Genomic DNA, 22,985 nt, shown 5'->3' on the forward strand with positions numbered 1-22,985 from the left:
GATCAATCATCTGCCTTGCCGAACAACCGACCAAAAAAGCCGCGCTTGGATTCCGCAGGCTCCGGGCCGGTCAGCAATCCTATCACCCGCGCCTGCGCCTCTCGCCGCTCATCCTCTGATTTGTCGAGCCTCTGCCGTAGATCGGCAACTACGCTATCGCGGTCCTGCAACTGTTCACGCAACAGTTCAATCTCACGTTGCAACCCCCCTGAATTTATTGGGGTTTCGCTGTTTCCAGAATGGGTTTCGGAGCGGGACTCGGCAACCGTTTCTTTCTGTTTCGGGGGGAACACCCGGAATAGTTCGGAAGTGTCTATGAGGTAGCCGTTATCGGTCTTCTCAGCATAGCTAAGACGGCCAGATTTAAGAGCTTTTGAGACGGTCCCCTTGCTGACCCCGGCCAGTTCGGCCCCTTTCGTCATCGAGACGGTTGCCATGCTTTATTCCCCCGTTTCCAACCGGGAACGTATCCCTGTTTCTATAGGGTATCGTGAAACCCAAAGAGCGACAACCACTAGGGTTTACTCCATTTTTCCGCGCAACCCCTTACCCAAGTCGTCCAGTCTTCACGCAGAGCATCGCCTCGGAGCTGACGCCGCTTGTCGGCTCGCACTCGCGCATATTGATCCGCCAATCGCTGAACCGCGTGTCCTCCACCATAGGTGACGCCGATCGCATGCAGCTCGACCGCGCCAAATTCCGTCACCTGATCGTCGGCAGGCCAGCGTAAAACATCGGACACACCCAGATTTGCAGCGGTCGCTGCGATGATCGCACTGGGGTCCATTATCGTCTCTGCCGTCCCATCTCGACGGGCGCGGCGACCGGCGCGATGTCGCTCGTTTTCTTCTTCGGCGGCAACCGCTGCGATTGGTGGTTTGCGGCGGAAGGTTATTGCGACCTCGATGACCTTGCGGCCCCGCCTTTTTGCAACGTCCCACGCCACGGAGAATTGTGGGACAAGCTGATTGATTTCGGCCGTCGCGGCATCGAGGACGAAACGCCGTAAGTCAGCGAACGAGCTATAAGCCCCCTCTGGAACGCCCAGCTTGGCGCGCAGGGTTTCCACATCGCCGCGCCAGATCGGCACGTCTCGCCGGTAGAGCAAGGCTCCGAGCTGGTATAGTTCGAGCGCATATTTGCTGTCGAAGGCCAGCACCGTTGCCCGATGCAGGAGGGCGTAGGCTTCGCTGTCTTTCAGAAGGTCGCGCGCACGCCGGGTGAAACGGTAGATCAACCACCCCTGTTCCCCTCCCTCAAACGTCTCTTCGATCATCTGGAAGGTGCGCCGCCCGTGGTCGCCGTCCACCTTGTCGGGCATTGCGAAGAAGATGCCCATCAGCTCGTCAATCGTCTCGGTAAGGCGATCGTTGGAATTGTGGGAGCCGCGCAACATGCGCTTGGCGATTCTGTGTTCCTGGTCGCGCCAGGCATCGCCAGCGGCCTGGTGCATCATCAAGGCAAAGACCTTGCGCGCTGACAGGCTCAGGGAAACCCCCCTCGCATAGCGGACTTCCACCAGTTCGCGCGGCTGCACTATCGTGTCGGAACCGCGTTCCTTCTCGATCCGTGCCACTTCCATCGTGCGGCCAGTTGTGTCGGCTGTCCCGTCCATAATCGGACATTCGGGCGAGGGGCGGGCAAGGTCAAGGTATTATGAGATGAGAGGCAAATTGCTCTCATCTCACGCACCCCATTTCTCATGATACCCCCACCCCAAAACTCACAATAGGGCACCCCATTTCTCATGATGCTCCACCCCATTCCTCATGAAAGTCCGGAATATGCCTTTATATTCAATGTGTTTGACACCCCCTGAATCATAGAATCCCAGAATCTAGAATCAACGCGGGCGCGCGAAGAGAATGCCGCTCTAAAGGACGAGGAATATGGAATTGGCCTTTCGGCGGCTCTGTTGCAAAGATTGGCGGCAGTCAGAGGTAGGCTGTCGCTCTGCGCCGATCAGGCGGCTGCTGCGAAATGGTGGTTGAGCATGCCCATGGCCTCCGTCAGCGCCGAGGGCCCAATGCCAAAAGCTCTCTCCACAAGGCGCACCTCGCCCCTGATGCCGGGCTGCAGGCACCAGGGGCGAGCCTGTCCTTTGCGCAGGGCTCGCATGACTTCGAATCCCTTGATCGTGGCATAGGCCGTGGGGATCGATTTGAAACCGCGCACCGGCTTGATCAGTATCTTGAGCTTTCCGTGATCGGCCTCGATCACGTTATTGAGATACTTCACCTGCCGGTGGGCCGTCTCCCGGTCCAGCTTTCCTTCGCGCTTCAATTCGGTGATCGCTGCACCATAGCTCGGCGCTTTGTCGGTATTGAGCGTGGCAGGCTTTTCCCAGTGCTTCAGGCCTCGCAGGGCCTTGCCCAGGAACCGCTTCGCTGCCTTGGCGCTGCGGGTCGGCGACAGGTAGAAATCGATCGTGTCGCCCCGCTTGTCGACTGCCCGGTACAGGTAGGTCCACTTGCCCCGCACCTTGACGTAGGTTTCATCCAGGCGCCAGCTCGGATCAAAGCCACGCCGCCAGAACCAGCGCAGCCGCTTCTCCATCTCCGGGGCGTAGCACTGGACCCAGCGATAGATCGTCGTATGGTCGACCGAAATGCCGCGTTCCGCCAGCATTTCCTCAAGGTCGCGATAGCTGATCGGATAGCGACAATACCAGCGCACCGCCCACAGGATCACATCACCCTGGAAATGGCGCCACTTGAAATCCGTCATCGTTCCGTCCGTCCAATCTCCGCCAAGCATGCTCAAGCTTCACGATTTTTGCAACAGAGCCAAAAATCTCTTCGACCAGGAATATATCGGATACGGGCTGTCGCTCGAGAGCGCGCTGGGTTTCAATTACATGCTGCGGGGCGTGCCTCGTCAATTTGGTGCTGAGGCCACTATACGCTTTTAAGCAATATTTGGGGCGGCAGTCAGTATGTCTCTGATGGCCGCCCCGAATGAGACGATAGGTGGCGTCCTGAGGTGGTGGTGTAGCTTCCGCTGGTAGTGAAGCTGACCGCACGCACACTCACTAGTAAAGTGCTGTAGCAGCGGCCGGTCAGTTTCGCGAATGGCCATTAGTGAAATGCGGTAAGTCTGGGTTAGCCGCGCACAGACTTGGCCACAAACATCTTCTCGTCGCCGCTTACTGCACGGCCAATGGCAACGAAGCCGCCAAGCACGGCTTCCGGGGCGTATTCACCCCCAACGTAGACGGTTGGGCCGTCCGATGCAGTCTGCATATTCTTGACCCTTACGGCCAGGGAGCCTGCGACCTATGTCCAGGGCTTCCCAGCCTAAAGGTCGTAGGGACCGAACCGATCTTTGTCGGTTTACTAGCGCGTTGCGGAAGGCCATAACGCCGCCCAGCCGCATCATCCGCCCCGCCGTCACCGTCAGTTTCGCCCCCTTGCCAAAGGGCGTCAGGATGTCGGCGGCGACATAAGTCTGCACCGGCTCCAGCGCATTCACCTCGCCAACCGTGAGCGGCGTGCCGGCATCGTCACCGAACACGCGGCTATCGCACAGCTCAACACCGAACCGCATATCGCGCGTCCTGTATTTGGTGCGGATGTTGAGCTGGTCGTCGTTTGCGTTGAGACCCGCGCGCGCCTGTCCGTCGACGGCTCCGTAGCGGACGCCGATAGCGCCGCTCACGGTCAGACGATCCGCCGGATCATCGGCCATAGCGACGGACGGGACGCCCAAAGCAAGACAGGACCTCACGACGAGGGGGAGGCGGGCGGAGGCGAGTTGCATGAGATATATATGCTCCTCTGATTCTGTTGATGTGATATATATGTTCTATCATGACGACGAGCGAACCCTCCATCTGGCTGGCCCTGCTGCACCAGCTTCCCGTCAAGCCGCCCTATCTGCGCGTAAAAATCTGGCGTCGCCTGCAGGCGATCGGTGCGGTTCCGCTCAAAAATGCGGTGCATGTCCTGCCTCTCCGCGACGAGCATGAAGCTGCGTTTCGCATTCTGATGGCCGAGATCATCGATGGCGGTGGGGAGGCGACCCTCCTCGAAGCGCGGATGCTGGGCGGCCAGAGCGACGGTGACATCCGCGCCATGTTCGACGCCGCGCGCGACTCCGACTATGATGACATAGCCCAGGCGGCGCGGCGGCTGATCGACACCGGCCCGGCCAGCGGGGCCGACATCGCCAAGCTCCAGAAGCGGATGGCGGATGTCGTCCAACTCGATTTTTTCGGCGCGCATGGGCGGCAGCACGCCGAAGCGACGTTGGCGGACCTTGATCGGCAACGCTATCTGCATCCCGACGTCCGTCGCGACGAACCCGCGGCCGATCTGCCGCGCGATCTGAAAGGCAGGACATGGGTGACGCGCAGCGGCGTCCATGTCGATCGCATCGCCTGCGCCTGGCTGATCCGCCGCTTCATAGACCCGGATGCTACCTTCAGTTTCGTCGATGGTCGCAGTTATGCGCCGCAAAAGGATGAGCTGCGCTTTGACATGGCGGATGCCGAGTTCACCCATGAAGGCGAGCATTGCAGCTTCGAAACCCTCGTCGAGCGCGGTGGCCTGACCGACGATCCGGCGCTCGTCGCCATCGCGGAAATCATTCACGACCTGGATATTGCCGACGGCAAGTTCGCGCGGCCCGAAACGGCGGGCCTTGGCGCGATGCTGTCGGGCGTCTGCGCCTCCACCGATGACGACCTGCAGCGCATCGCGACGGCCAGCGACGCGCTGAACCAGTTTCACGCCTATTTTTCGAACCGAAAGGCAGATCGATGACCGCAACCGGCTCCATGCTCGCCGATACTTCTGAGGCCCACGCGAGCGATCATGGCATCCCGCTTGGGGAAGCGACCCGCATCTGGGCGCGCGTCGCTGCGTTGAGTTTTGGCGGACCGGCTGGTCAAATCGCGGTAATGCACCGGATATTGGTCGAGGAAAAGCGCTGGATCGGCGAGGAACGGTTTCTCCATGCGCTCAACTATTGCATGTTGCTGCCCGGCCCGGAGGCGCAGCAGCTTGCCATCTATATCGGCTGGCTGTTGCACAAGACGCGCGGCGGCCTGATCGCAGGCGCGCTTTTCATTCTGCCCGGTTTCCTCGCCATATTGGCCTTAAGCTACCTCTATGTGTTGCTCGGCCATGTGCCGTTGATAGAAGGCATATTTTTCGGGCTGAAAGCTGCGGTGCTGGCCGTGGTGGTCCAGGCGGTGGTGCGCGTGGGATCACGCGCGCTCAAGAATAATGTCATGCGCGGCATCGCGGTTGCAGCCTTCGTCGCGATCTTCTTTCTGAACGCACCCTTTCCCCTGATCGTCCTGGCGGCGGGCATCGGTGGCTATGTCGGGGGGCGAAGCGGCCTTGCCCAGTTCAAGGGCGGCGGCGGTCATGGTCCCGCCGGCGACGACGTCGTCCATGATCGGGACACCGCGCTGGGTGAAGCCTTGCCCGACCATGCGCGACCCAATCTGGGTTGGTCGCTGCGGATTTGTGTTATCCTGTCCATCCTCTGGCTGGCGCCCGTCGCAGGGCTGTTCCTGATCCTGGGGCCGGACCATGTGTTCACCCACATCGCCACCTTCTTCAGCCAGATGGCGGTCGTGACCTTTGGCGGCGCTTATGCCGTTCTCGCCTATGTGGCGCAGGAAGCGGTCGGCACTTTCGGCTGGCTGCGCCCCGGCGAAATGCTCGATGGCCTGGGTATGGCCGAAACGACGCCAGGCCCACTCATCATGGTGACGCAGTTCGTCGGTTTTCTCGCCGCCTTTCGCGATGGGGGCATGATGGCGCCCCTGTTTGCGGCGACGCTGGGCGCGATCCTGACGACCTGGGTGACGTTCGTACCCTGCTTCCTGTGGATCTTCGCCGGCGCGCCCTTCATCGAGCGGCTGCGGGGCAACAAAGCCTTGTCGGCGGCGCTGACCGCCATCACCGCGGCGGTCGTGGGGGTCATCTTCAACCTCGCCATCTGGTTCGCAATTCACACCTTGTTCGGCCAGACGATGGCGGTCCGCTCGCCAACCGGCGGCTTCGACGTGCCCATCCCCGCTTCTGTCAATATAGCGGCGGTCGTGCTGGCGCTCGCCGCCGCCATCGCCATCTTCAGGTTCAAGCTGGGCGTGTTGATGGTTCTCGCCGGCTGCGCGACCCTGGGCGCGATCTACACCCTCGCTCTTTGAAAGGATTTGCAAAAATGGTTGATGTTTCTCGTCGCACCGCCTTTCAAACGCTTGGCGCAGGCGCTTTGGCCATGGCCGCCACCGACGCGGCAAGCGGGCAAGTCGCCGCGCCGCCCGCTGAATCGCCGCCAGCCTTCGCCGGCACGCACCAGCCCAAACCGCTGCGCTTCGATCCGGCGAAGCTGGACGGGCTGTCGGAGCGACTCATCCGGTCGCATTGGGAGAATAATTATATCGGGTCGGTGAAGACCCTCAACATGGTCGAAACCCGGCTCGCCGCCGCGCTGGCCGATGCCGACATGCCGCCGGTCCTTTATGGCGGCCTCAAGCGCGAGGAACTGCACCGGACCGGATCGGTCATTCTCCATGAAATCTACTTCGACGGACTCGGCGGCGACGGCCAGGCCGCTGGCTCCATTCGCGCGGCGCTCGCCAAAGCCTGGGGATCGTTCGAAACATGGGCGAAGGATTTCCGGCGCACAGGCTTGTCGCTGGCCGGTGGATCGGGCTGGGTGATCCTTGCCTATAATCTCCATGCCCGCTCGCTGCGCAATCATTGGGCCTGGGACCATATGCATGGTGCGGCCGCCAGCGTCCCGATCCTCGCCCTCGACATGTACGAGCATAGTTTCCACATGGATTATGGCACGCAGGCCGCCAAATATATCGACGCCTGGTTCCGCAATCTCGATTGGGAAGCGGCGGACCGGCGCTATGCGCGGGCGACTGCGATCGGCGCCACCTGAGGTCGGCAGCGTCTGTAGATATTTGGAGATCGTGCGAAATTCTTCGACGGCCGAACCCATGCCTTCCATCGCCTCGGTGTGGCTGAGGCGATGGTCGAGATGATCGTGGATCAGTGCCTTCTTGGCGCCGACGATCGCCTTTTCGACCGCCTGAAGTTGCTGGGCCATGTCTGCGCAGGGGCGTCCGCTTTCGATCATCTCGACGATGCTGCGCAGATGGCCGCCCGCACGGTTCAGCCGCTTTATGATCGCGGAATGGCTGTCATGAGTCGCCCTTGCGTTCCGTGCTCGCCACCCGCACCTATCGCCATCTTTTCTGTGCGCAGGTCATCGCATTGGTGGAACCGGCCTGGCGACCGTGGCGCTCGGTCTGCTGGCCTATGACATAGCCGGCGGCAATGTCGGGGCGGTGTTGGAGGCGGCGCTCGCGGCGAGGTGGCGACGCTCTAGGAAAGAGGCCCATTCGCAGCCGCTTGAGCCGTGAAACTGACCGGGAACTGGACGCCTGTAGCGCCCGATTTCGCTTCTTTTACAAAGCCTGTGAGCAAACGCCGAAAACATTCGATTTGATACGGAATATGCGGGGAATTCGGAGGATTATTCCGCGAAACGGCATTCAAACCACATCCTACGCCTCTCAATGTCGATACCAATTTGGGGAGCCAAGACAATGGTTGCACGCGAGATGGAAACGCAACGTGACCAGCGGCGCAATGGCCCCGGTTTGCAAGCCGCAAGATTATTAATGGCTGCGCTCATGGTCAGCGGCAGTGGCGGGATCCAGGAGAAACCCGCTCCCGTCGTTAAATCGACTAGGCATGCTCGGAGCGTCTTTGCGGCATGCTGGAAAACGGCTGGCGAAGGCCATGCGCGCGAGCGACGAGGCCCGCAGCATAGCCTTCGCTATTATTAAGACCTGCATCGAGATGCGGTCAGGGAGCAATGTCGTGCCTATGCAGTCCGTACACATGCGAGACGATGGGAGAAGATAAAGAGGAAATATCCGGAGTGTCCTGATTCACAGCTATTTGAAAAATCGTGCGGTAACGCCCTAAAACTCGCGCATTATTACCAATATTACCTAACGCCTTTCAGTGATCACTTGGCCTTTGTGCTGCAAGATGGCTGAAGAATTGGAAAATTGAACAGGTTGGAGACTCGCATGAGACTGGTTCGAACATTATCCGTTGCACTGGGCGTAAGCACGTTGCTGGCCGCGACCGCGCCGGTTGGCGCGCACGGCATCTGGTTCGCGCAGCGCGCCCGCCAGTTGGCGCTGATCTATGGCGTGGGCGCGGACGATCTGGACGCGGTCAAGCGGCTGCCGCTGGTCAAGACCGTCACCGGCTATGACAGCGACTGGGCGCCGGTGGCCACCTCTCTTCGCGCCGCCGGGGCAATCCCGGTGGTGGACAGCGACGAGCCGGTCGCGGCCGTTGCCGCGATCATGGACTATGGCTATTGGAGCAAGACGCCGGACGGCGAATGGCACAATAAGGGCCGCGACGAAGTGCCCACCGCCACGCTGGCCGAGCATAATTTCAAATATGCGGTCCATCTGACGCAGGTGCCGACCAAGCCGGTGCCGCTGTTCGAGGGGCACATGCTTCAACTCGTCCCCGCCGACCTTGCCATCCCCCAGAAGATGGGCGAGCTGATGAAGGTGCGCGTCTATTACAAGGGCAAGCCTGTCGCCGGCGCCACCGTCATGCAGGATTATGTCAACGATCCCGACGAAGTCGCCCCGGCCAAGACCGGCGCTGATGGCACCGCCACGATCAAGCTGCGCAATCAGGGCATCAATGTGCTGATGGCGATCTATGTCGGCCAGACGACCGACAAGAAGGTCGATCATGAGGAATATCGCGCCTCGCTGTCCTTCGTCCTGCCGCACCTGCCGGAATAAGTCTTTCCACCAGTCCATTGGAGACACGCATCATGAAGATCGATCTTTTCCGCACGGGGCTTGCTGCCCTGGCGCTTGCCGCGCTGCCCGCTACCGCGTTCGCGCATGGCAGCATGAAGCCCCAGCATGGCGGCCTTGTCCAGATGTCGGGTGAAACCCTGATCGAGTTGGTGACCGGCCCCAAGGGCGTTGACGTCTATCTGAGCGAAGAGGATGAGCCGGTTGCCGCCGCCGGTTACACAGCGAAGCTCACCCAGACGGCCGCTGGCAAGAAGACCGAAGCGGCGCTCAAGGCTGCCGGCGGCAACAAGCTTAGCGCCCCCGGTTTCAAGGCCGCCAAGGGTGCCAAGCTCGTCGTCGCCCTGGTTGACAAGAGCGGCGCGAAAATCTTCGCGACGTTCCAGACCAAGTAAAGGCGCCGACATGCACAGCGCGATCCGGTTTCCGCTCCAACCCCAGATATTGCGGCGGATCGTGCTGCTGCTTTTGGGCTTGGCCATGGCGTTCATGAGCGCGACGCTCTGGGCGCATGGCGTCAACGAGAATGACAAGGCCTTCATCGAAGGCGCGTCGGGGATCAACATCATCCCCTATATGTATCTGGGCGCCAAGCATATGGTCACCGGTTACGATCACCTGCTGTTCCTGGCGGTGGTCATCTTCTTCCTCTACCGGATGAAGGATGTCGGCGCCTATGTGACGCTGTTCGCGATCGGCCACAGCACCACGCTGCTGCTGGGCGTCATCTTCGACATTCGCGCCAACCCCTACATCATCGACGCGATCATCGGCCTGTCGGTCGTCTACAAGGCGATCGACAATCTGGACGGGTTCAAGACCTGGTTTGGCGTATCGCCCAATCCCAAGGCGGCGGTGCTGATCTTCGGCTTTTTCCATGGCTTTGGCCTGGCCACCAAGATCCAGGAACTGACGCTGGCCAAGGACGGGCTGATCCCCAATCTCATCAGCTTCAACGTGGGTGTTGAGATGGGTCAGTTGATGGCGCTGACCGTGATCCTCCTGCTGATGAACCTGTGGCGCATGTCGCCCAGTTTCAATCGTAGCGCCATCGTCGCCAACGCCGCGCTGATGACCGCCGGCTTCGTCCTCATCGGCTTCCAGTTGGCCGGCTATTTTACCCAGGGTGCCTGACATGACCATGCAAACTGCTTCCGCACTTCCGACCTTGATCAAACCCTCGCCTTCCACGCTCGCCAAGGCGACCGGCGGCGCGGCCATCGCGGCCGTTGCGATTCTCACCTTGTTCGTGCTGCCGGCCGAATATGGCATCGACCCCACCGGCGTCGGCACGGCGCTTGGCCTGAACGGCATGGTTGCCGGTGAGGCGGCCGAAACAGCCCCCGCGCCCGCGCCGGAAGCTGCCGCCCCAAGCGACATCGCGATCCCGACCAAGGCGACCATCGCCAAGTCGGCCGCATGGCGCCAGGATGAGATGACCATCACCCTGGCGCCCCATGGCGGGCAAGAGGTGAAGGCGCACATGGTCAAGGGTGACAGCTTCATCTTCCAGTGGAAGTCGACAGGTGGTCCGGCGAAGGCCGAAATGCACGGCGAAAAAACCGGCGCTACCGACGGTTCCTTCACCGACTATTGGAAGGAACTCGAACTCACCGGCGGCCAGGGCGGCTTCACTGCGCCCTTCGATGGCACGCATGGCTGGTATTTCCGCAACAAGGGCGAAACGCCGATCACCGTCACCGTCAAGACGGTCGGCTTCTACAAGGATCTCTTCCTGCCCAAGGGTGAGTGAAGATCCAGGCGAGGGATAATCAGATGAACAACATTGCGGGCCACGCGCCCCTTACAGCCTTAAATCCCGGCATGACATCGCCGGTCGCCGCTGCAAAGGCGCGCACGCGCTTGATCGCCATCGACGCGCTGCGCGGGTTGGTGATGCTGTTCATGCTGGTCGATCATGTCCGCGAAACATGGTTCCTGCATTTGCAGGTCACGGATCCTGTTGACGCGAATATAACCGATCCGGGTCTCTTCTTCACCCGCCTGCTCTCCACTTTCTGCGCGCCGACTTTCGTCGCACTGACCGGTCTTTCGGCATGGCTCTACGGCCAGTCGCATAGCCGGGCCGAGGTGTCTGCTTTTCTGCTGAAGCGCGGGCTTTTCCTGATTGCCCTGGAATTCACGATCGTCTGCTACGCTTGGCCGACACAGGCCAACATATTCCCGCCGCCCACCATCTGGTTCCAGGTGATCTATACGATCGGCATCAGCATGATCGCGCTGGCGGCGCTGCTCCATCTGCCGCGCCCTGCGCAGTTCGCTCTGGGGTTGGCGATCGTCTGTCTTCACAATCTGCTCGATCCGATTCGCCTAAGCCCGGATTCGCCCTTCTTCATTCCATGGGCGATGCTCCACCAGCGCGACAAGTTCGAGATCGCCGGGATATTGTTTAAGACCACCTATCCGGTGCTGCCCTGGATCGGCATCATCCTGTTAGGGTATGCCTGCGGTCCGTGGTTCGCGCGGGGCGCCGATCCCAAGCCAAGGATCAAGCGGCTGGCTATGCTGGGCCTGGGCCTGCTTGTCGGCTTCCTGCTCATCCGCACGCTCAATTTCTATGGCGACAAGCCCTGGTTCATCGCGGACACGCCGTTGCGAACCGTCATGAGCTTCCTCGCGCTCACCAAATATCCGCCATCGCTGCTCTTCCTGATGCTGACCGTGGGCACCGGATGCCTGTTGCTGGCGCTGTGCGAGAAGTTTGAGGATAGCAAGGTGATGCCGACGCTCGCCATGCTGGGCGGCGCACCGATGTTCTACTACATCCTCCATCTCTACACGCTCAAGCTGCTCTACAACATCGCGATGCTGCTTTACGGCCCGACGAAGGGCGCCGTGTTCGGCGTCGATAATTTGCGGTGGGTATGGATCTGGGTGTTTATATTGATCCCGGTTCTCTATTTTCCGACGAGATGGTTTGCCCGGCTCAAGCAGCGCCGCAAGGATATCTGGTGGCTGAAATATCTTTAAGCCTGGAGCATCCGAGCGCATCGGCATGTCTTTTCAGCGTATTGATGCTGGAGCGGTTAATCCCCAGACAGTTATCATGGCCAAAGCCCTGCTACTGCTGCGTCATGCCGTGCAATCATAATGTCACGCAATTACAACATGGCTGTCACTTTCATTCCCTAACGAGCCTGCAACTAATGCTCAGGGGGAATCATGCTTTCGAATATCATACGCGCGCGCCTGCTTGTCGGCACGGCGCTGCTCTGCGTTCCTGCCATCGCGCAGGCCGGCCATGTGGTCGGCACGGTTTCCGATATCACAGGAACCCGGACGCTGCCGAGCGCGCAGATATCCATCGTCGAACTGGGCCGGACCGTCGAGGCGGACCGGGCAGGGCGTTATCGCTTTACCGACGTTCCGGCGGGCACCTATACCCTGCGGGCGATTTACACGGGCGCTGAGCGGGTCGACACGAGCATCACCGTCGCCCAGGATGGCGATCTGGTGCAGAATGTCCTGCTCGGCGGGGCCAACGACATTCTCGTCAACGGACAGCGCGCCAACCTTGCCAGTTCGCTCAGCCGGCAGCGCGGCGCCGACGGCGTGGAGAGCGTTCTGACGCGCGACTCGATCGGTCAGTTTCCCGATCAGAATGTCGCTGAATCCGTCCGCCGCGCGCCCGGCGTGAACGTCCTCAACGATCAGGGCGAAGGCCGCTTCATCGCCGTGCGCGGCCTCGATCCCAGTCTCAACGCCGCCTCGCTCAACGGCGTGCGCGTGCCCGCGCCCGAAGCCGATACCCGATCGGTCGCGCTGGATGTCGTGGCGTCGGAACTGATCGAATCGATCGAGATCAAGAAGTCACTGACTCCCGACATGGACGGCGACACGATCGGCGCGTCGGTGGAAATCAACACCACCAGCGCATTTGATCGCAAGAAGGATCTGCTCGCCGCGTCGCTGGAAGGTTCGTATAACCATTATTCCGGAGACCTGACGCCCAAGGGCAGCGTCAGTTTCTCAAATCGCATCGCGGACAATTTCGGCGTGTCGGGCGGCGCCTCCTATTATCTGCGCAAATTCGAGACCGACAATGTCGAAATGGATGGTTGGAACACCGACGATGCTGGCAACGGCTTTGCCGATACGGTCGAATATCGCGACTATGACGTGCGCCGCCTTCGCACCGGCGGATCGCTGTCGTTCGACTGGCAGCCGGCCGAATCGACGCGGCTGTACGCGCGCGGCATCTACAACCGCTTCTCCGATCAGGAAGATCGCCGTCGCCTGATCTTCGAGATGGACGAAGATCCTGCGTCCTCCACTGGTGCGAGCGCCACGTTCGACAGCGCCGACGGCCAGATTCGGGTCGAGCGCGACCTGAAGGACCGCTTCGAGAAGCAGACGATCCAAAGCTATACCGTGGGCGGCGAAACCAATAGCGGCCCCTGGAAGCTGGTTTATTCCGCAGCATGGTCGCGCGCCTCTGAACTGGAAGAAGGCTCGATCGATCCGATCACCTTCCGCCGCGATTTCAACGGCGAGGATGGCGACGATCTGACGGTCGGGTTCGACTATAGCAATTATCTGATCCCCGGCTTCACCGTCGGCGGCGCAAGCGTTGCGGATTTCAACGACGCTTCCGCTTATGCATTCGACAGCCTTGACCGCACGACTCTGAGCCGCGCGACCGACAAGGAATGGACCTTCCGCGCCGATGTGACGCGCAGCTTCGCCCTGGCCGAAGGCACGTTCGACCTGCAATTCGGCGGCAAGGCGCGGCTAAGGAAGAAGGCGTACGACCTGAATGTCGATACGCTCGAATATGATGGTGACTTCACGCTTGCCGATGTAGTCGGCGCCCAGACCTATCGCCTGGCCGACCTTGGGCCTGTCGTCGCCAAGAAGGGGCAGCGCGGTTTCCTGCAAAACAACATCGGCGATTTCGAGATCGACGAGCTTGGCTCCGCCTTCGCCTCGATTGCCGAGGATTTCTCGGTCGATGAAGATATTTACGCCGGTTATCTGCTCGGCCGCTATCAGGCTGGGCCATTGCGCCTGATCGGCGGCGTGCGCATGGAGCACACCAAGAACGACATTCGCGGCAACACGGTCACGCTGAACGAAGATGGCGAGGACGGCGAGCAGTTGATCGTCGCGCCGAACAGCATCCGCCGCAGCTATACCGATTGGCTGCCCAGCGCGCTGCTTCGCTATGAGGCCAGCAGGGATGTGGTGCTGCGCGCTGGCGTTTTCCGCAGCCTTGTGCGGCCGGGCATCGGCCAGCTTGCGCCGCGTTTTGCGATCGAACGCGATGGTGACGATCTGGAGGGCGCATTCGGCAATCCAGACCTTACCCCCTATCGCGCCTGGAACGTCGACGTTGGCGCGGAATGGTATTTCGCCAAGTCCAGCGTCCTGCAACTCGGCTTCTTCTACAAGGATATCGACGATTACATCACCACGGTGACGTTCGAAGCCGACGATGCGCCATTCAACGGCCTGTATCGCGGTATCGCCTTTACCGAGGCCGACATCCCGCTCAACATGGGCAAGGCGAAGATCAAGGGCATCGAATTCGCCTATTCGCAGGTCTATTCGATGTTGCCCGCGCCGTTCGATGGCTTGCTGACCAACGTCAACTATACCTTCACCGATGCCGATGGTCAGACCTTCGATGGCGATACCGGGGGATTGCGCGACATTCCGTTGCCCGCTTCTTCCCGGCATACTTTCAACGTCGTTCTGGGCTATGAAAAGGGGCCGGTCAGTGTCCGTCTCGCCGGCACCTATCGCGACAAATATCTTGATGAAGTGCAGGCGGTGGCGGATGAGGATCGCTATGTCCGCCAGCATTTCCAGCTGGATGCCAGCGCACGCTATCGGATCACCCCCAACATCCAGGTTTTCGGCGAATGGGTGAACATCAACAACGCCAAATATGTCGCCTATCAGAACGCGCCGACCACACGCCGACTGCTGCAATATGAGAAATATTCCTATACGATGAAGTTCGGCGTGCGGGCCAACTTCTGATGCGCGCCCTCCTGTTCGCCGCCGCCGCCGCGCTGATTGCCACGCCCCTTGTCGCGCAACCCATCGCGGTGCCACGTACGCCGGGCCTGCCCTATGCGCCGCGGCCGATCCCCGACAGGATCGTCCTGACGGCTGGGGCAGATCCGGCGCGCGAAATGGCGGTCAGCTTTCGCACCGACGGGGCGCAAGGCGATGCCCAAGCCCAGATCGCGGTTGCGGTGGACGGCCCTACGCTGGAGCGGGAGGCGCGCACGATCATAGGAACGACCCGGCCGATCGAAAGCGCCAATGGCGCGGCCAACTATCATCAGGTGCGATTTACCGGCCTGGAACCGGGTCGCGCCTATGCCTATCGGGTAAAGGGCGCGGCGGGGTGGAGCGAATGGCTGCAATTCCGCACGGCGGCCGCAGATTTCCGTCCCTTTCGTTTCCTCTATCTGGGTGATACCCAGAACGGCATCCTTGCTGATGCGTCGCGCGTCATCCGTCAGGGATTCGCGGCGGGCGAGATCGCGCTGACCGTCCATGCAGGCGATCTCGTGGCGCAGCGCGACGATCTCGACCATGATGATGAATGGGGTGAGTGGAACCAGGCGGGCGGCTATAATTACAGCCAGGCGCCCCAGCTCCCGGCGACCGGCAATCACGAATATCTTGATGTGCTGCTGCCTAACGGAAAGGAAAGTCGCCAGCTTGGACCCTATTGGCCGCTGCAGTTCGCGTTGCCCGGCAACGGCGCCGCGGGGGTGAAGGCCACGACCTATTTCGTCGATTACCAGGGCGTGCGCTTCATCATTCTCGATGGCACGGCTGCGCTCGATCTGGGCACGCTTGACGCGCAGACGAGATGGCTCGATGCGACACTGGCCGCGAGCAAGGCCCACTGGAATGTCGTCCTGTTCCACCAGCCGATCTTCACCTGCGCGCGACCGCAGGACACGGAGGAGCTGAAGGCGGCCTGGAAACCGATCTTTGACAGGCGTCGCGTTGATCTGGTGCTGCAAGGTCATGACCATTGCTATAGCCGCCTGACTGCGGAAGCAGGAAGCGAGGCTGGAAAGGCGGGACGGGCCAAGGGGGCGGCGCAGGGACCGGTCTATCTGGTGTCGGTCGTCGGGTCGAAAATGTATGGTCTCAATGACCGTGCCAGAACGCAGCCTGACCGGACAGCCGAAGCGACCGAACTGTATCAGATCATCGACGTGGAAGCGGATCGCCTGAAATTTCGCACCTTTACGGCCAGCGGCACTTTGTATGATGGTTTTGACCTGACGCGCGGGTCCGATGGCAGGAATAGGCTGGCCGAGATCGCTGAGCCTTTGCCGCCGGCGCGCACCTGCACCGGCGTTACCGGCCCGGACGGCGGCGCCTGCGTCGCGCGGGGTAAATAGCCGCACGATAATCGCAAGGACGGGTGCGGCGGGTCAGTCCCCTGCCGCCGCGCCCGTCCTTGGTGGTTGCCAGCCGGATGCGGGTGATCGTGTAGCCGTCAATAGCCTCGACCGACAGCCGATACCCGTCCAGGTCGATAAATTCGCCCAGTTCGGGCATGACGCCACGGGCGGCAAGGGAAGTCCTGCAATGGTGACGATGTCGCCATGCTCGAAGACAATGTCATGATCTTCCGACAGCTCGGCCAGCGTGACTTCCCCGTCGAGCAGCCACGCGCCATCGGGCGTCTTGCGGCTTCAGTCGGATTCGGCGGCCTCCTCCTCATCGATCAGATCTTCGAGCGTAACGAAGCCCAGCGTGCCGCCATGTTCCACCACCGCCAGCGCTGCATGGGTCCGCTGTTTCTTGAACAGTGCGAGCAGTTGGGTCGTTATCGTGGTGGCGGCCACGCGCGGCAATGGCCGGTCAGGGTTTGCAAGCCATCCACCTTGCCCACGATCCGCGCCCCGATGAAACCCTTGACGTGGAGGACGCCGCCGATGTCTTCGAGCGATCGGCCGCGGGCGCCGGTTCACCGCTTGCTTACCATTTCGCGCTAAAGCCGCGGACATGAGCAAGGCCGATCCCTGTCCGAAATCCGCCGTTAGCCATGGTGTCGGCATTGCCGGCCTGGTGGGACTTGGCCTCTGGACGCTGGTGGCGCGCCATTATGGCATGAACGGTCCCAATGCGGGCCTTGCCGCCGTGGTCGCCTGCGGGCTGCCCATGGTGCTGTGGTCGCTGATCGTGGACAAGGTGCATCGCAACGCATCGACCGGGATCGACTGGCGCGGGCCGGCGCGGACCGTTCGGGACGTGCTGGACATCAGCATCATCAAGATCGCCGGGCTGTGGGCGACCTGGCTCGCCATCGCCATCTTCTATTGCATCGCCCGCTGGTATTGGAGCGGCAATTACCGTTTTTCGATGGACCTGTTCATGGCGGCCGCGCCCTGGCTGCTGGTCCTGTCCGTCCCCTATATGCTCTGGATCGACCGGCGACTGGTGGAGCCGAAGGACGCCTGCTTCAGCTTCGGCCAATGGGTGATCGGCGGCGTGGCGGGACAAGCCGACATGGTGCAGGTCGGCCACCATGCCCGCGCCTGGGCGGTGAAGGGATTTTTCCTGGCCTTCATGGTGTCGATCGTGCCGGGCAATTTCGCCAGCGTGGTCGAATGGCGGATCGAGGATGCCTTCGCCCATCCGGTGGCGCTGGCTGGCTTCCTGATCGCCATCATGTTCATGATCGATGTCTGCCTGGCGACGGTCGGCTATATATTGACCTTCAAGCCGCTGGATTCGCATATCCGCACCGCCAATCCTTATCTGGGCGGTTGGCTGGCGGCGCTGATCTGTTACCCGCCCTTCGTCCTGATGGGCGGCGGCGGGCCGCTCGATTATCATGCCGGCGGCGCGGAATGGGATTATTGGACGCAGGGGTCGAGCGCGCTGCAATGGATATTGGGCGGCTGGCTGGTGCTGCTGACGGGCCTGTACGCCTGGGCGACGGTGGCATTCGGCCTGCGCTTTTCCAACCTCACCCATCGCGGCATATTGACCCACGGCCCCTATCGCTGGACGCGGCACCCGGCCTATCTGTCGAAGAATCTGTTCTGGTGGTTTTCCGCCCTGCCCTTCCTGTCGGTCAGCGGGTCGCTGACCGACATGGTGCGCAATTGCGCGATGCTGGGGCTGACCAATGCGGTCTATTATTGGCGCGCCAAGACCGAAGAACAGCATTTGTCGGCCGACCCCGACTATCGCATCTACAGCGACTGGATGGAGCGCAACGCGCCGGTGCCGCGCTTCTTCGCCTGGGTCACAGGCAAGAAGCGTGAGACGGCGATGACGGCGCAGGCGGCGGAATAGGGTTTAGAGCGCGGTGACTTTAAGTTGCATAATATCCGTTCTTGCTGAGTAGAGACTGAGTTTGTCGAAGGCTCGTATCGAAGCATCGGGTCCATGCGCATCCTTCGATACGCCATTTCGACTTCGCTCAATGGCTACTCAGGACGAACGGTCGCTGACGTCAGCTCTGCCCTTAAAAACTCTCTTCCTCATAGACCTTGCTCAGATCGCCCTGCCATTCGCCATGATAGCGTTCGAGCAGGTGTTCGGCGTTGGTCTTGCCCGACGCAACCACCTCATCGAGGAAGGACAGATAGCCCGTCTCATTGTCGCCCGCCCCGTTGAGGCGACCGCGCGCGGCCAGACCCGAACGAGCGATATCGACAACCTGCCCCGCAATGTCGCGCAGCTTGCGCCCGCCGCCGATCGGCGCGTCTAGGCCGAGCTTCGGCACGGAATCGCGCAATATCTGCCGTTCCTCCATGGTCCAGTCCTTGACCACATCCCACGCCGCGTCGAGCGCACCCTGGTCGTAAAGCAGGCCCACCCACAAAGCCGGCAGCGCGCAGATGCGGTTCCAGGGGCCGCCATCGGCGCCGCGCATTTCCAGGAAGCTCTTCATCCGCACTTCGGGGAAGGCGGTGGAGAGATGATCCTCCCAATCCTTTTCCGTCGGCTTTTCGCCGGGCAGAACGGCCAGTTTACCGTCCAGGAAATCGCGGAACGACAGGCCGGAGGCATCGATATATTTGCCGTCGCGATAGACGAAATACATCGGCACATCGAGCGCATAGTCGGCATAGCGTTCATAGCCGAAACCATCTTCGAACACGAAGGGCAACATCCCGGTGCGCCCCGGATCGGTGTCCGACCAGATATGGCTGCGATAGGACAGGAAGCCGTTGGGCTTGCCTTCGGTAAAGGGCGAATTGGCGAACAGCGCGGTGGCGAGCGGTTGTAGCGCCAGCGAAGTGCGGAATTTCTGCGCCATGTCGGCTTCGCTGCCATAATCCAGATTGGTCTGGATGGTGCAGGTGCGCAGCATCATGTCCAGGCCCATAGATCCCACGCGCGGCATGTGCCGCAGCATGATCTCATAGCGGCCCTTGGGCATGATCGGCAATTCGGCGCGCGTCTTGTCCGGCCACATGCCCAGGCCCAGAAAGCCCAGGCCCAGCATGTCGCCGACATATTTCACCTGCTCCAGATGGCGGCCGGTTTCGGCACAGGTCTGGTGCAGATTTTCCAGCGGCGCGCCCGACAATTCGAGTTGGCCTGCAGGCTCCAGGCTGATCGTGCCGTCGGCGCCGGACAAGGCGATGATATTCTCGCCCTCGAACACGGGGTTCCAGCCATAGCGAGTCAGGCCGATCAGCAGCGTGTGGATGCCGCCCTTTTCCTCATAGGACGGGGCGTGATGATCGCGGCGATTATAGACGAATTTCTCGTGCTCGGTGCCGATCCGCCAGCGGTCCTTGGGCTTTTCGCCCTTGGAAAAGGCCGCGATCAGCTGGTCGCGATTCTCGATGACGGGATCATGTCCCGCTGAGTCGGTTCTGGTGCTCATGCCCCGCCCTTACTGCTTCCCCTTGGCCCGTCAAACAAAGACGGGCGATCACCACATAGGGCTTGGCCTTAAGCGCTTCAATCCAATAGCGGAATGAAACTAGTTCCAGTCCCCGTTCAGCGTCATCCAGGCCGAAGTCGCGGCGATCGCAGCCGTTTCCGCGCGCAGGACGCGCGGCCCCAGCGACACCGGCACCGCGCCCGGCGTCGCGCGGATCGCGTCGCGCTCGGCGGGATCGAATCCGCCCTCCGGCCCGACCAGGAAGGCGGCAGGACCGGGTTGGGCGCGCAGGCTTTGTTCCAAAGGCGCCCCGCCCGTCTCGTCGGCGAAAAACAGGTGGCGATCGACCGGCCAGGCTTTGAGCAAGGCGTCGAGCTTCACCATCTCGGCGAGGTCGGGCAGCGCGGTGCGTCCGCATTGTTCGGCCGCCTCGACCAGATGGCTGTGCAGCCGGTCGAGGTTGAGCTTGTCCACCACCGCGCGGCGGGTCAGCACCGGCTGGAGGCGGGCGACGCCCAGTTCGCACGCCTTTTCCGCGATCAGGTCGATCCGCCCCTTCTTGATCGGCGCGCAGCAGAGCCAGAAATCGGGCACCTGTTCGGGCGGCTTGGTCCGGCTGACGCAGTCCAGCACAAGATCGCGCTTGCGAATATCGCGGACCCGCGCCGCCCATTCGCCCGACCGGCCGTCGAACAGCAGGACGATATCGTCGGGCTTCACCCGCATGACGGCGATCAGATAATGGGCCGGATTGCCGTCGATCGGCACCGCAACTCCCTCGCCCAGCTGGGTTTCGACATGGAGTCGCGGCGCGCTTTGCGGCGGCCAGGCGGGCGTTGCGGTCATTTTGTCTCTTCCGGTTCGGCCGCGCTTGTGGTCGGCCCGATCTTCCCTAAAGAGAAGATGCGGGCTTCGACAAGCTCATGCGAACGGAGTCACGGTGAATCAGACGATCGTCCCCGACAGCGAAGCGCGCGGCCTGCTGGCGCGACTGCCGGACACGCCGCGCATATTGGCGCAACTGGCGCGGTTCGACCGGCCGATCGGCTGGTGGCTGCTCTTCTGGCCGGGCGCATGGGCGGTCGCATTGGCGGGTGGCGGCTTTGCGCGCTGGCCGCTGATCGGCTGGCTGCTGCTGGGCAGCATCGCGATGCGCGGCGCGGGCTGCGTGTTCAACGACATTGTCGATCGCGACCTGGACCGGAAAGTGGCGCGCACCGCCGCCCGGCCGCTGGCGAGCGGGGCGATGTCGGTGAAGCTCGCCTGGGCCTGGCTGCTGGCGCTGTGCCTCATCGGCCTGATCGTGCTGGTGCGGCTTGATCGCTATGCGCAGATCGTGGCGCTGGGCAGTCTGGCGCTGGTGGCGGCCTATCCCTTCATGAAGCGGATCACCGGTTGGCCGCAGGTCTGGCTGGGGCTGGTCTTCTCCTGGGCGGCGCTGGTCGGGTGGAGCGAGGTCATGGGCGCGCTCAGCCTGCCGGGTGTGCTGCTCTATGCGGGAACCATTTTCTGGGTGGTTGGCTATGACACCATCTATGCGCTGCAGGACCGGGAGGATGATGCGCTGATCGGAATCGGGTCGAGCGCTTTGTCGATGGGGCGGCATGTGCGGGGCGGGGTGGCGTTCTGCTATGCGCTGGCGCTGGCGCTGTGGGCCTGCGCGATCTGGCAGGTGCGCGATCAGATATTGGCGCTCGCTGCGTTGGCGCCGATGGCGGCGCATTTGCTGTGGCAGGTGGCGACGCTCGAACAGGATGGTGTCGATCCGCTGTCCAAATTCCGGTCCAATCGTTTTGCGGGGTTGCTGATGTTTCTGGCTTGTCTGGTGGTGGGGAGCAGCGCCGCATGACGCCGCAACCGGGCGACGATTGCTGGCGCATCGCGCGGGCGGAGCGAGCGAGCGTCATTATCGACGCCGACAATTATTTCCGCAACGCCCGCGCCGCGATGATGAAGGCGCAGCGCCGCATCATGCTGATCGGATGGGATTTCGACGCCGCGATCAGCCTGATCCGCGAGGATGAGGTGGATGACGGCGCGCCTGCGGTGATCGGCGATTTCATCAGCTGGCTGGTCGAACGCACGCCGGAACTGGAGATTTTCCTGCTGCGCTGGGATGTCGGCGCGATGAAGTCGATGGTCCGGCCGACCAACCTGTTCACGACGCTGAAATGGATGGCGCATCCGCGCGTCACGGTAAAGCTGGACAGCCATCACCCGCCCGCCGCCTCGCATCATCAAAAAATCGTGGTGATCGACGATTGCTTCGCCTTTTGCGGCGGCATCGACATGACCGGCGACCGTTGGGACACGCGCCATCATCGCGACGAGGAGCCGGGCCGGCATCATCCCGATGGGTCGCCCTATGGTCCCTGGCATGACGCGACCACGGCGCTGATGGGGCCGATCGCCGCGGCGCTGGGCGAACATGCGCGCAACCGCTGGGTCGGCGCGGGCGGCGATCCGCTGGACCCGGTCGAAGGCGTGCAGGATTGCTGGCCCGACAAGCTGCCGGTGCAGTTCGAGGGCGTCGATATCGCCATCGCCCGCAGCGCGCCGAAGATGGACGATCAGGACGAACTGATCGAGATCGAGCGGCTTTACCTGAACCAGATCGCGGCGGCCAAGCGGCACATCTATGCCGAAAGCCAATATTTCGCGTCGCGCCGGATCGCCGAAGCGATCGCCAGGCGGCTGGGCGAAGCGGACGGGCCGGACATCGTCATCGTCAATCCGCAGCAGGCCGACGGCTGGCTGGAACAGCAGGCGATGGATACGGCCCGCGCGCGTCTGTACGAAGCGCTCAAGAGCCGCGATCCACACGGCCGTTTTCGCATCTATCATCCCTTCACCCAGCGCGGTGCGCCCATCTATGTCCATGCCAAAGTGCTGATCGTCGATGATCGGCTGATCCGGGTCGGATCGTCCAACATGAACAATCGGTCGATGCGGCTGGACACCGAATGCGACATTTGTATCGATACGCAGCTACCCGGCAATGACGGGCGGCAGGCGACGATCCTGAAGATCCGCGACGACCTCATCGCCGAACATTTAGACCTGCCGGCCGAGCGCGTGTCGGCGGTGATCGCCGAACGCGGGCTGGTGGCGGGGATCGAGGAATTGCGGCAGAAGCCGGGCCGGACGCTGCGTCCCTATGTGACCCCAGACCTGAACGAGGTGCAGGCTTGGATCGCCGACCATGAGGTGCTGGATCCCGAAGGGCCGGAAGAGATGTTCGAAGCGATCAGCGAACGCGGCCTCTTCCGCCGGATGAAGGGCTGGTTGGGGCGGGGCTGA

20 protein-coding genes and 1 pseudogene are annotated in these 22,985 nt (G+C 61.8%); 13 read left to right on the forward strand and 8 right to left on the reverse strand.

Annotated elements, in window-relative coordinates; all coding sequences use genetic code 11:
- Window positions 1-2: 2 nt before the first annotated feature.
- From V473_RS00675 to V473_RS00690, 4 genes are all read right to left on the reverse strand, one after another.
- Window positions 3-437 carry a hypothetical protein gene (locus V473_RS00675; protein WP_059153716.1) on the reverse strand — a complete coding sequence of 145 codons (435 nt, stop codon included), beginning with the start codon at window positions 435-437 and terminating at the stop codon, window positions 3-5.
- 77 nt (window positions 438-514) lie between these two features.
- Window positions 515-1,615, reverse strand: a complete 1,101-nt coding sequence (locus tag V473_RS00680) for a replication initiation protein (RefSeq protein ID WP_044663677.1) — start codon at window positions 1,613-1,615, stop codon at window positions 515-517.
- 347 nt (window positions 1,616-1,962) lie between these two features.
- The gene (locus tag V473_RS00685) at window positions 1,963-2,727 is read right to left on the reverse strand and encodes an IS6-like element IS6100 family transposase (protein ID WP_001389365.1); all 765 of its coding nucleotides are present in this window, start codon (window positions 2,725-2,727) and stop codon (window positions 1,963-1,965) included.
- A 471-nt stretch (window positions 2,728-3,198) separates the two neighbouring features.
- Window positions 3,199-3,687, reverse strand: coding sequence for a hypothetical protein (locus V473_RS00690; RefSeq protein WP_148648299.1), 489 nt, complete (start codon window positions 3,685-3,687; stop codon window positions 3,199-3,201).
- A gap of 122 nt (window positions 3,688-3,809) precedes the next feature.
- Here V473_RS00690 and V473_RS00695 point away from each other — a divergent pair, with 122 nt between their 5' ends.
- The 3 genes from V473_RS00695 to V473_RS00705 are packed head-to-tail and all read left to right on the forward strand — an operon-like array spanning window position 3,810 to window position 6,909.
- Window positions 3,810-4,763 (forward strand): chromate resistance protein ChrB domain-containing protein, encoded by a 954-nt coding sequence (locus V473_RS00695; protein ID WP_082678935.1) that lies wholly within the window; start codon window positions 3,810-3,812, stop codon window positions 4,761-4,763.
- Window positions 4,760-6,163 (forward strand): chromate efflux transporter, encoded by a 1,404-nt coding sequence (chrA, locus tag V473_RS00700; RefSeq protein ID WP_066599283.1) that lies wholly within the window; start codon window positions 4,760-4,762, stop codon window positions 6,161-6,163. The genes V473_RS00695 and chrA overlap by 4 nt, the downstream gene beginning before the upstream one ends.
- Before the next feature lie 14 nt (window positions 6,164-6,177).
- Window positions 6,178-6,909 (forward strand): superoxide dismutase, encoded by a 732-nt coding sequence (locus V473_RS00705; protein WP_330219406.1) that lies wholly within the window; start codon window positions 6,178-6,180, stop codon window positions 6,907-6,909.
- 42 nt (window positions 6,910-6,951) lie between these two features.
- Here V473_RS00705 and V473_RS22705 read toward each other — a convergent pair.
- Window positions 6,952-7,158 (reverse strand): annotated as a pseudogene (locus V473_RS22705) (metal-sensing transcriptional repressor); the annotation flags it as partial.
- Between the two features lie 913 nt (window positions 7,159-8,071).
- Between V473_RS22705 and V473_RS00715 the strand changes: the two are divergent.
- The 7 genes from V473_RS00715 (at window position 8,072) to V473_RS00745 (ending at window position 16,230) form a co-directional block, all read left to right on the forward strand.
- On the forward strand, window positions 8,072-8,815 hold the full coding sequence (locus tag V473_RS00715; protein ID WP_066599291.1) for a DUF4198 domain-containing protein: 744 nt from the start codon (window positions 8,072-8,074) through the stop codon (window positions 8,813-8,815).
- 32 nt (window positions 8,816-8,847) lie between these two features.
- Complete coding sequence (locus V473_RS00720; RefSeq protein WP_066599294.1) at window positions 8,848-9,228, forward strand: hypothetical protein; 381 nt, start codon at window positions 8,848-8,850, stop codon at window positions 9,226-9,228.
- A gap of 10 nt (window positions 9,229-9,238) precedes the next feature.
- On the forward strand, window positions 9,239-9,967 hold the full coding sequence (locus V473_RS00725; RefSeq protein WP_066599297.1) for a HupE/UreJ family protein: 729 nt from the start codon (window positions 9,239-9,241) through the stop codon (window positions 9,965-9,967).
- 1 nt (window position 9,968) lies between these two features.
- Window positions 9,969-10,586 (forward strand): hypothetical protein, encoded by a 618-nt coding sequence (locus tag V473_RS00730; protein WP_066599299.1) that lies wholly within the window; start codon window positions 9,969-9,971, stop codon window positions 10,584-10,586.
- A 23-nt stretch (window positions 10,587-10,609) separates the two neighbouring features.
- On the forward strand, window positions 10,610-11,824 hold the full coding sequence (locus V473_RS00735) for an acetyltransferase domain-containing protein (protein ID WP_082679086.1): 1,215 nt from the start codon (window positions 10,610-10,612) through the stop codon (window positions 11,822-11,824).
- Window positions 11,825-12,016: 192 nt separating this feature from the next.
- Entirely contained in the window at window positions 12,017-14,839 is a 2,823-nt protein-coding gene (locus V473_RS00740) for a TonB-dependent receptor (protein ID WP_066599304.1), read from the forward strand.
- On the forward strand, window positions 14,839-16,230 hold the full coding sequence (locus V473_RS00745) for a purple acid phosphatase family protein (RefSeq protein WP_066599306.1): 1,392 nt from the start codon (window positions 14,839-14,841) through the stop codon (window positions 16,228-16,230). Before V473_RS00740 ends, V473_RS00745 begins: the two co-directional genes overlap by 1 nt.
- 297 nt (window positions 16,231-16,527) lie before the next feature.
- Here the strand turns inward: V473_RS00745 and V473_RS23915 are convergent, their stop codons facing one another.
- On the reverse strand, window positions 16,528-16,680 hold the full coding sequence (locus V473_RS23915) for a CBS domain-containing protein (protein ID WP_165363559.1): 153 nt from the start codon (window positions 16,678-16,680) through the stop codon (window positions 16,528-16,530).
- Between the two features lie 160 nt (window positions 16,681-16,840).
- Between V473_RS23915 and V473_RS00755 the strand changes: the two genes are divergently transcribed.
- Window positions 16,841-18,139, forward strand: coding sequence for a methyltransferase family protein (locus V473_RS00755; RefSeq protein WP_066599312.1), 1,299 nt, complete (start codon window positions 16,841-16,843; stop codon window positions 18,137-18,139).
- 172 nt (window positions 18,140-18,311) lie between these two features.
- On the opposite strand, the gene V473_RS00760 is transcribed toward V473_RS00755, so the two are convergent.
- Both V473_RS00760 and V473_RS00765 read right to left on the reverse strand, forming a co-directional pair.
- Window positions 18,312-19,685: a glutamate--cysteine ligase gene (locus tag V473_RS00760; RefSeq protein WP_066599315.1), complete on the reverse strand. Its 1,374-nt coding sequence runs from the start codon at window positions 19,683-19,685 to the stop codon at window positions 18,312-18,314.
- Between the two features lie 99 nt (window positions 19,686-19,784).
- The gene (locus V473_RS00765) at window positions 19,785-20,531 is read right to left on the reverse strand and encodes a 16S rRNA (uracil(1498)-N(3))-methyltransferase (RefSeq protein ID WP_066599318.1); all 747 of its coding nucleotides are present in this window, start codon (window positions 20,529-20,531) and stop codon (window positions 19,785-19,787) included.
- Window positions 20,532-20,625: 94 nt separating this feature from the next.
- Here V473_RS00765 and ubiA point away from each other — a divergent pair, with 94 nt between their 5' ends.
- Together ubiA and V473_RS00775 are read left to right on the forward strand one after the other, a co-directional pair.
- Entirely contained in the window at window positions 20,626-21,534 is a 909-nt protein-coding gene (gene ubiA / locus V473_RS00770; protein ID WP_066599321.1) for a 4-hydroxybenzoate octaprenyltransferase, read from the forward strand.
- Entirely contained in the window at window positions 21,531-22,985 is a 1,455-nt protein-coding gene (locus tag V473_RS00775; protein WP_066599324.1) for a phospholipase D-like domain-containing protein, read from the forward strand. Before ubiA ends, V473_RS00775 begins: the two co-directional genes overlap by 4 nt.

This window comes from Sphingobium cupriresistens LL01, from assembly GCF_001046645.1.
In the GTDB taxonomy this organism is placed as follows: domain Bacteria; phylum Pseudomonadota; class Alphaproteobacteria; order Sphingomonadales; family Sphingomonadaceae; genus Sphingobium; species Sphingobium cupriresistens.